The sequence below is a fragment of the Rhizobacter sp. P1_G5 genome (assembly GCF_056405435.1).
Map to the genome: position 1 here is coordinate 1 of NZ_JBFUCB010000230.1, position 8,671 is coordinate 8,671.

Consider the following 8,671-nt stretch of genomic DNA (forward strand, 5'->3'; position numbering starts at 1 on the left):
GCACCGGAATGACGGCCGCAGCGGGCATCGACTTGTTGCTCGGCAACGTGCTTGACATGGCGAGTCCTTGCAAGGTTTGATCGTCCGTGTGGATTGGACAGGATGAGGCTCGACCATGAAAGCATTTTCGGGAAGCTGCCTGTGCGGGCAAGTGCGGGTGTCCGTGCGGGGCGAACCACTGCGCGTCGGCATCTGCCACTGCACCGACTGCCGGCAGGAAAGCGGTTCGGCCTTCACCTTCTATGGCATCTGGCCGACCCCGCAGTTCGAGCACGCCGGCGACACGGCCCACTTCAAGGGGCGATATTTCTGCACGCGATGCGGGTCGCGGCTGTTCTCCGTCGACGAGCAAGAGGCCGAGATCAAGCTCGGCCTGCTGTCGCAGGCCCCCACCCCGCTGGTGCCGAGCTACGAGCTCTGGGTCAAGCGCCGCGAGCCATGGCTGCGGCCGGTCGACGGCGCCGAGCAGTTCGACGAGGACCGCACCTGAACCCCGCTGCACCGCGATTTGGAAACATCGCGTGACGACAGGCGCGCAGGCGCAGAGTGGAACCGTATCCACTTTCGCCCATACATCGCGTTGCAACGGACGCACACGCACACAGATCTGAACAGGTCGGCTGCCTAGGATCCGCCCGCACCCTTCAGACCTGGAGCCCACGTGACACTCACCCGCCGCACTTTCCTCGGATCCGCCGCCGCCGGCGCCGCCTCCGGCGCCCTGCCCTTCGCCACCGGAGCGGCCCATGCCGCGAGCCCCGTCGGCGACGTGGTCGGCAAGATCACCGTCGGCTACCAGGGCTGGTTCGCCTGCGCGGGCGATGGCGCGCCGATCCGCGGCTGGTGGCACTGGTCCAACGACTGGGGCCGCCCGCCGTCGCCGTCGAACAAGGCCATCAGCGCGTGGCCCGACATGCGCGACTACGCCGCCGGCTACCGCAGCGACTACGGCAACCTGAACAACGGCTCGCCCGCCACGCTGTTCTCGTCGTACGACCAATCCACCGTCAACACGCACTTCCTGTGGATGCAGCAGAACGGCTGCGACACCGCCGCACTGCAGCGCTTCAACCCGAACGGCGGCGAAGGCGCCACGCGCGATGCGATGGCGACCAAGGTGCGCACTGCCGCCGAGGCGACCGGGCGCAAGTTCTACATCATGTACGACGTGAGCGGCTGGGCGAACATGCAGCCGGAGATCAAGGCCGACTGGACCAACAAGATGGCGGCGCTGGTCGCCTCGCCCGCCTACGCGAAGCAGAACGGCCGCCCGGTGGTGGGCATCTGGGGCTTCGGCTTCAACGACGACAACCACCCGTGGCCCGCGGCGGCCTGCCTCGACGTCATCAACTGGTTCAAGGCCCAGGGCTGCTACGTGATGGGCGGCGTGCCCACCTGGTGGCGCAACGGCAACAGCGATTCGCGTGCCGGCTACCTCGACGTGTACCACGCCTTCAACATGATCTCGCCGTGGATGGTGGGGCGCATCGGCGATGCCGCCGGCTCCGACTGGTTCTACGCCAATGCCAACCAGCAGGACCAGGCCGATTGCAATGCACACGGCATCGACTACCAGCCGTGCGTGCTGCCGGGCGACCTGGGCGCGCGCCAGCGGGCCCATGGCGACTTCATGTGGCGGCAGTTCTACAACATGGTGYGGGTGGGCGCGCAGGGCATCTACATCTCGATGTTCGACGAGTACAACGAGGGCAACCAGATCGCCAAGACCGCCGAGACCACGGCCTTCCTGCCGTCGAACTCCGGCATGCTCGCGCTCGACGAAGACGGCACGCCCTGCTCGTCCGACTACTACCTGCGCCTCACCGCCGACGGCGGCCGCATGCTGAAGCGCCAGATCGCGCTCACGCCCACCCGCCCGACGCAGCCGGTGGCCGGCGGCACGACGCCGGGCACCGGCCGGGTCGTCAGCCTGCGGGCACGCGTCAACAACGCCTATGTGTGCGCGGAGAACGCGGGCGACGGCGCCTTGATCGCCAACCGCGCGGCCATCGGCGGCTGGGAGCAGTTCGACCTGCTGGATGCCGGCGGCGGCAACGTGGCGCTGCGCTCGCATGCGAACGGCAAGCTCGTCACCGCCGACAACGCCGGCAACTCGCAGCTGATCGCCAACCGCACGGCCATCGGCCTGTGGGAGACCTTCCAGCTGATCCGCAACCCGAACGGCAGCGTCACGCTGCGGGCGCTGGTCAACAACCGCTACGTGACGGCCGAGAGCGCGGGCGCCGCACCGCTGATCGCCAACCGGACGGCGATCGGGCCGTGGGAGCAGTTCGACCTGATCGGCGGGTGATCACCCCCCTCACCCCATCAGCACCAGCGATTCCTCCGGGTACCGGTTGCACATGAACTCCACGAACGCCCGGACCTTCGGCGCAGGCAGTCGCCTCGATGTGTGCAGGACCCACAGCGCGACCTCCACGCCCGAGACCGTCCCCCACTGAACCAGCTCCCCGCGGGTCAGCTGGTTCCATGCGATGGACTGCGGGATGAGGGCTGCGCCGGCGCCGGCGACGGCCGCGTCGCGGACCATCAGGAACGAGGACAGCCTCAGCTTCGGGATGGGGTCCAGGACCAGCCGTCCGTCGTCGAGCTTCCAATGGGTCGGCTGGAAGCTTGAGGACACGATGCCGGGAACGGCCCTGACCGCACCCGGGCCGGGCATCGGCACCGAGGGTGCGGCCACGACGACCAGCCGGTCCTTCGCGAAGCACCGCCCCACCAGGCTGCTGTCCGGGCTCGGGTTGATGCGAATGGCGACATCGAACTGCTCCTCGACCAGGTCGACCAGGCGGTCCTCGGCCACCACCTCGCACGTGACCTCCGGGTAGGCCGCGCAGAACTCCGCGCTGATCCGCCCCATCGCCAGTTGCGAGAACAGCACGGGCGAGGCGACACGCAGGCGTCCGCGCGGCATGGCCACCCCCTCCCGGGCCGCGGTCATGGCTTCGGCCACCTCGTGGATCGGCCCTTCGGTTCGAGCCATCAACAGCTCGCCGGCTTCGGTGAGCTTCAGCCCCCGGGCGCTGCGCTCGATGAGCCGCACGCCGAGTTGCTCCTCCAGGTCCGAGATGCGCCGGGACAAGGTCGCCTTCGATTTGCCGCTGGCGCGACTCGCCTTGCCCAACCCCCCGTTCGTCGCGACAAGCGCGAAGTCGGCCAGTGCGTTCAGATCCATGGTGTTCCATATTTGAAACGGTGTATCTACATTCTGGCGTCTTCGTTTTATCAGTGCAACGGTCTATCTTCTCGTCATCGCAACCTGATACGAGGAACTTCAAATGAGCACCACTCGACAACGCGCCGTACTGATCCGGGCCTATGGAGGCGCCAGCGCCGCCGAGGTGGCCGAGATCGCCAGCCCGCAAGCCGGACGCGGCGAGGTCCTGGTCCGGGTCCGGGCCGCCGGCGTGAACGGCATCGATTGGAAGGTCCGCGAGGGCTACGTCCGGGACGCCTTCCCGCTCCAACTGCCGGCCGTGCTGGGCATCGAACTGGCGGGCGTGGTCGAGGCCGTCGGCCCCGGCGCCTCCCGCTTTCGTGTCGGCGATCGCGTCATGGGAGCGCCGGGCAGGCTCGGCGCCTACGCCGATGTCGTGGCGGTCGACGAAGGCAACTTGGCTCGCACGCCGGCAGGCCTCGACGATGTCCAGGCGGCCGCCATTCCCGTGGCAGCCGTGGCGGCCTGGCAGAGCTTGCATCACGCAGGTCCGATCGGCCCCGGCCAGCGCATCCTGATCCACGGCGCGGCGGGTGGGCTCGGCGGCCACGCCGTGCAGTACGCGAAACGGGCGGGGGCCGAGGTCTTCGCGACCGCTGCCACCGCCCACGTCGAGTACGTGCGCGGTCTCGGGGCGGACCACGTCATCGACCACCAGACCCAGCGCTTCGAGGACATCGCCCGGGACATCGACCTGGTGCTCGACTACGTCGGAGGCGAGGTCCTCGATCGCTCGTGGCAGGTCCTGGCGGAGAACGGCGCCATCGTCGGCACCTCGTCCCCCGACATCCTGGCGCGCACCCCGGCGGGCCGCCGCGGCCTGTGGTTCATGAACAAGCCGGACGCTGCGCTGCTGGAAACGCTGGCGGCCGATGTCGCCGCCGGCACGCTGAAGTCGCCGGTCAGCGAGGTGGTCGGCTTCAACGACCTCCCTGCGGCCATCGAACGCAATCGCACCACCTCGCGCACCGGCAAGGTCGTGGCGGACTTCTCCCGCTGATCCCTCTGAACCACCCGATCCATCATTCCCTGGAGATTCACATGAGCATCCTCGTCACCGGTGCCACCGGCACCATCGGTTCCCTCATCGTTCAACGCCTGGCCGGCGCCGGCGCCAGCGTCAAGGCCCTCGTTCGCCAGCCGGGCAAGCGCAGCTTCCCCGCAGGCGTCACCGAAGTGGTCGGCGACCTGACCGACGTGCCCTCGATGCGCGCCGCGCTGTCGTCGGTGCGAACGCTGTTCCTGCTGAATGCCGTCACGCCCGATGAGGTGACGCAAGCCCTCATCGCGCTGAACCTGGCGCGCGAGGCCGGCATCGAGCGCGTCGTCTACCTGTCGGTGATCCACGCCGACCAGTACACCAACGTGCCCCACTTCACGAGCAAGTACACGGTCGAGCGCATGATCGACAGCCTCGACATGCCGGCGACCATCCTGCGTCCGGCCTACTTCATGCAGAACGAGGGCACGGTCCGGCAGGTGATCGAGGGCTACGGCGTCTACCCGATGCCGATCGGCTCGGCCGGCGTCTCGATGATCGATGCGCGCGACATCGCCGACCTCGCCGTCGCCGAGCTGTTGCGCCGTGACGGGGCGCCTGCACCGCTCCCGCGCGTGACGCTGGACCTGGTCGGCCCGCAGGCGCTGACGGGCACTTCCGCGGCAAAGGCCTGGAGCACCGCCCTCGGTCGCGAAATCGCCTACGGCGGCGACGACGTGGCCGCCTTCGAAGGGCAGATGGCGTCGTTCGGCCCGGCCTGGCTGGCCTACGACATGCGCCTGATGATGGCCGGCATCCAGAAGCTGGGCATGCGGGGCGAAGACGGCGCGGTGGATCGCCTGCAGGCGATCCTGGGACGCCCGCTGCGCACCTACGCCGCCTTCGTGGCGGAGTCCGTCGCCGCAGCCTAGAGTGCCTGCTGGAGCTCGGCCTCGGCCAGCTCCAGCCGGTACGGCTCCGGCCCGACGCCGGCACGGTCTCGCCGGTGTGCGCCATGACCTCGTCGAGGCTCAGGCACAGGCGCTGATCGGGCGGTGATCCTCACGACCCCGAAACCCCAGGCGGCGCCACGTCGTCCACGAAATCGAACCCCTCCGTGCGCGCGTCCTTGTCGATCGAGGGTTTCAGCTTGCGGGCCGCTGCCAGATCCTGCTGTCCGGCGGTGCTGTCGTTCAGACGCAGCTTCGCCAGACCTCGCCCGTACAGCGAAAAGGGCAGCGCCTGCACCTTGATCGCGCCATCGAAGGCCGCCTTGGCCTTTGCCGCATCTCCCAGGCGCAAGTAGGTCCAGCCAAGGCTGTCGCGATATGCCGCCGACCCCTCGTCCAGGTCCACCGCCTGTTTGCAATCCTGCAGGGCCAGCGTCAATTCCATGTTGAGCCGCGTGCGCATCCAGCAGCGGCTGTTGAGAACGCTGGCGAGGCGCGCGTCTCTTTGGTGGGTATTCACCCAGATATCGAATTGCCGCAGAGCCTGCGGGGCTTGGGAAAGCACGGCGTGCAACTCTGCCATGTCCGCACGCAGGGCAGAGGATGGCGGCAACACCTCGTCGAGTTGTGCAAGATCAGCCTGCGCGCCCGATAGATTGTCGAGCGCCACTCTCCCCCAGGCGCGGCGGAAGCGCGCCTCGTTCAGCTGCGGATCAAGTCGCAAGGCCTCGTCCAGATCGGCGAGCGCGGCCTGTGACTTGCGCATCATCAGATGCAGCCGCGCCCGGGCATACAGGTAGTCGGCCACCTCGGGTGCCAACTCGCAGGCTCGGTTCAGGTCTTCCAGGGCGCGGGTGTAGTTCCCCGCCGCCATGGCAGCGGATCCCCGACGCGCCAAGGCATCGGCATCGTCCTTCCCGACATCTTTCGGCAGTGCTGCATAACGAGCGTCGTACTCGCCCGGGGCCGCTCGAGCGAACGCGAACGGGGCGACGCCATTCCAGGTGGCGTAGACCTTGTCCTGCAGGCGTGAGACATAGATGCGGTGCGACAGAAAATAGTCCAGCCCCAACAGCATGCCCTGCTCCGAATCGTCGGCATCGTCGATCTCCAGGCGGGTGTTGACGATCTTCTCCCCGCCCAGTTCGAACAACGCGACGGGGCCTGCCCACGACTTCACGCGGCCTTCCCCCGCACCGCCGACGCGCCCCAGAGGCGTCAGGCTGCCCTCGTCGATGCCGGCGCGGCGGGCAGCCGCCAGCGTCAACGACGTATGTGGCGCTCCGGTGTCCATCAGCGCCATCGTGCGCTTGCCGTTGATGCTGACTGCCACACGGATGGCCGTGTCCCTGTCATGCCGGGTCGTCCCAAGCGGTGCTTCGATCACCGGGGCTTCGCCGGCCCAATGGGCGAAGTTGGTCTCGGCACACGCACCCTTCGGAAAACTCAGGCGCACGATGCCGTGCGCCAGGTCGTACTCGGTGTCCGCCATCGACAGAATGTTGCGGCCCAGAATCCCCATGATGCCGGYGCCCAACTCGTTGCCACCGACGATGAATTCCACGTTGTTCAATTCAGCCCCGAGCAGTCCCAGAGTTTGAACGCGTGTCAGCTTCGCATGGATGCGCCCCGTGTAGCCCTCGATGCGCATGCCATACGGCAGACTGCGCAACGACAGATTCAGCTGTGTCGCGGTGGACTCGCTGAGCATGCTGAAGAAGGCGCCACTGTCCACCAGCATCGGCACCTCGGTCCCGTTGAGGGTCAGGATTGCAATCGGGCGCTGGTCGACCACGCGCACCGGGATCTCCATCTGCTTGAGATCGCAGCCGGCCCAAGTCGACGATGCCGCCAGCAAGGCCGGCACTGCCACCAGTGCCGACGATACCCGGCACAACAGGAGCCGGCAACCGCCGGACACACCCACGCCAATTCGCAGCAAGCGACGACGCCATTGCATCAATATTTCCCCTCGGTGCTCGTGTTGATCTGGCAAGGCCGCCGCTCGCAGACACAAGAACGGCAGAGGTTTCCTCGACCTGACCTGGAATCAAGTCGAGTATGTCCGCCCCCGCGAGGTTCACATTCTCTCCGACGTCAACTGCGGCTGCATACGGCGCCCCATCACGTGCACGTCGAGCACCAGCCTGAAGTCGTCGAGCGACATCTTCGCGAGCTCCTGTCGCGCAGGATGCCGGCGTTGCTCACCAGGATGTCGATGCGCCCCCAGCGGGTCACCGCCGGGTGCACGGTCGGGAACGGACCAGTCTTTGTTCGACGGGGCGGGGACTCAATGGCGGGCGGACACATCGGCGGGGCATCGGCGATGTGCGTGGGGGCCATCGTGGAAACCCTGGGGGCGGACACACGGAGAGCCGCGGTGGACAATGACAGGCATGCACACACTGCGGCCTCTCGAGCTGACACGGCAGCAGATCCTGGGCCATCGACGAGACGCCAACGGGCTCGCCATGCGGCTGTCACCCGGCGCGGCATCGGTGCGGCGCGCAGCGTTCGCCGGCCTCCAGGACAGCGTGCCGCGAGCAGCGGTCCTGTCGCTGCATGCCCGGGTTGCAGGCACGACGCCCGAAGCCTGGGCGGATTCGTCCCTTGTCCAGCTCTGGGGTCCCCGGTTCAGCGCCTACGCCGTCGCGGCCGAAGATCGGGCCGTCTTCTCGCTCGGCWGGCTGCCGGCCGGCGGTGCGCAGCGGCGCAGGGCCGAGGATCTCGCCGATCGCCTGCACCAATGGCTCGACGGACGGGCGATGCCTTACGCCGAGGCAGGACAAGGGATGAACGTCGCTCCCAACTCGCTGCGCTATGCGGCAGCGACCGGTACCGTCCTGATTCGCTGGGACGGTGCCAAGCGGCCGACCGTCCGGACCGTCGAGCGGCCCGCGATGGACCCGGCGCAGGCACAACTCGAGCTTGCACGCCGGCACCTGCACGTCTTTGGTCCCGCTACGGCTGAGGGCTTCGCCGCGTGGGCCGGGATCTCGAAGGTCGCCGCACTGGCGGCGCACAAGGCACTCGCGCCAGACCTCGTCGCCGTGCGGACGCCGGCCGGCGACGCCTGGATCCTGGCGGAGCAGGAGGCCGGGTTTCGGGCGATCGCCGGGCCGGTCGAAGGCGTGCGGCTCCTGCCCAGCGGGGACGCGTACTTCCTCCTCCAGGGCGCGGATCGCGAGCTGCTGGTTCCCGAGGCGGACCGTCGCGCTGCACTGTGGACGTCCCGCGTCTGGCCCGGCGCCATCATGCTCGACGGCGAACTTGTCGGTACGTGGCGCCGCGCGGGGCGCGACGTCACGGTCCAGCCGTGGCAGCGGATGTCGTCCGAAGATCGCGATGCGGTCACAGCCGAAGCGGAATCGCTGCCGCTACCCGGCGCCGCGAATTCGACACGCGTTCACTGGATCGCCTGAGGAGCCCGGTTGCTGTCCGTGACCCGCGGCCGCCACCCGGGAAGCCCCGCGCGCCAGAACACGAAGGCCCACATGTCGGCAT

General features: G+C 68.2%; 7 protein-coding genes and 1 pseudogene. 5 read left to right on the forward strand and 3 right to left on the reverse strand.

Going from position 1 to position 8,671, the window contains the following annotated elements; all coding sequences use genetic code 11:
- The first annotated feature begins 115 nt into the window (after positions 1 to 115).
- Positions 116 to 490, forward strand: a complete 375-nt coding sequence (locus AC1D12_RS16840) for a GFA family protein (protein WP_477841666.1) — start codon at positions 116 to 118, stop codon at positions 488 to 490.
- A gap of 171 nt (positions 491 to 661) precedes the next feature.
- Positions 662 to 2,311: a lectin gene (locus AC1D12_RS16845; RefSeq protein WP_477841668.1), complete on the forward strand. Its 1,650-nt coding sequence runs from the start codon at positions 662 to 664 to the stop codon at positions 2,309 to 2,311.
- A gap of 9 nt (positions 2,312 to 2,320) precedes the next feature.
- Here AC1D12_RS16845 and AC1D12_RS16850 read toward each other — a convergent pair whose 3' ends face one another.
- Positions 2,321 to 3,196: a LysR family transcriptional regulator gene (locus tag AC1D12_RS16850; RefSeq protein WP_465112023.1), complete on the reverse strand. Its 876-nt coding sequence runs from the start codon at positions 3,194 to 3,196 to the stop codon at positions 2,321 to 2,323.
- A 103-nt stretch (positions 3,197 to 3,299) separates the two neighbouring features.
- On the opposite strand from AC1D12_RS16850, the gene AC1D12_RS16855 reads away from it, so the two are divergent.
- Together AC1D12_RS16855 and AC1D12_RS16860 are read left to right on the forward strand one after the other, a co-directional pair.
- Entirely contained in the window at positions 3,300 to 4,238 is a 939-nt protein-coding gene (locus AC1D12_RS16855; protein WP_477841670.1) for an NADP-dependent oxidoreductase, read from the forward strand.
- Positions 4,239 to 4,279: 41 nt separating this feature from the next.
- Positions 4,280 to 5,149: an NmrA/HSCARG family protein gene (locus AC1D12_RS16860; RefSeq protein ID WP_477841671.1), complete on the forward strand. Its 870-nt coding sequence runs from the start codon at positions 4,280 to 4,282 to the stop codon at positions 5,147 to 5,149.
- Between the two features lie 130 nt (positions 5,150 to 5,279).
- On the opposite strand, the gene AC1D12_RS16865 is transcribed toward AC1D12_RS16860, so the two are convergent.
- Both AC1D12_RS16865 and AC1D12_RS16870 read right to left on the reverse strand, forming a co-directional pair.
- Positions 5,280 to 7,127, reverse strand: coding sequence for an aspartyl protease family protein (locus AC1D12_RS16865; protein ID WP_477841673.1), 1,848 nt, complete (start codon positions 7,125 to 7,127; stop codon positions 5,280 to 5,282).
- Between the two features lie 159 nt (positions 7,128 to 7,286).
- A pseudogene (locus AC1D12_RS16870) lies at positions 7,287 to 7,417 on the reverse strand (SDR family NAD(P)-dependent oxidoreductase); the annotation flags it as partial.
- A gap of 146 nt (positions 7,418 to 7,563) precedes the next feature.
- Between AC1D12_RS16870 and AC1D12_RS16875 the strand changes: the two are divergent.
- On the forward strand, positions 7,564 to 8,589 hold the full coding sequence (locus AC1D12_RS16875) for a DNA glycosylase AlkZ-like family protein (protein WP_477841675.1): 1,026 nt from the start codon (positions 7,564 to 7,566) through the stop codon (positions 8,587 to 8,589).
- The last annotated feature ends 82 nt before the right edge of the window (positions 8,590 to 8,671 follow it).

What these genes read in the sequence shown, in the direction of transcription:
- AC1D12_RS16840 (WP_477841666.1), top strand. Translation starts at nt 116, where the DNA reads ATGAAAGCATTTTCGGGAAGCTGCCTGTGCGGGCAAGTGCGGGTGTCC.
- AC1D12_RS16850 (WP_465112023.1), bottom strand. Translation starts at nt 3,196, where the DNA reads ATGGATCTGAACGCACTGGCCGACTTCGCGCTTGTCGCGACGAACGGG.
- AC1D12_RS16855 (WP_477841670.1), top strand. Translation starts at nt 3,300, where the DNA reads ATGAGCACCACTCGACAACGCGCCGTACTGATCCGGGCCTATGGAGGC.
- AC1D12_RS16860 (WP_477841671.1), top strand. Translation starts at nt 4,280, where the DNA reads ATGAGCATCCTCGTCACCGGTGCCACCGGCACCATCGGTTCCCTCATC.